The organism is Tamlana crocina, assembly GCF_012037625.1.
In genome coordinates, this window is the sequence record NZ_JAAVJS010000945.1 from 1 (window position 1) to 212 (window position 212).

Genomic DNA, 212 nt, shown 5'->3' on the forward strand with positions numbered 1-212 from the left:
TCAACATCCCAACAACGTTGTTTTCTTTTAGCAATACCTTGCTCACTTTTCAGTAATGTTTTGGCCTGGGCTTTTAATCGTATGAGATTATGGTTGCGCTCAATTATACGGTCGTATTTGGATTTGTGACAAAGGCTTCTAAGCGGACACCCTTGACAGTTTTGGGCTTGATAGCGATGTATTTCCTGTTCAAAACCATTTTTTGTTTCCCT

1 protein-coding gene is annotated in these 212 nt (G+C 39.6%); it reads right to left on the reverse strand.

Annotation, left to right across the window (positions count from 1 at the left end):
- A partial coding sequence (locus HC176_RS20490; RefSeq protein WP_209309856.1) for a transposase occupies positions 1-212 on the reverse strand: 212 nt, incomplete at both ends.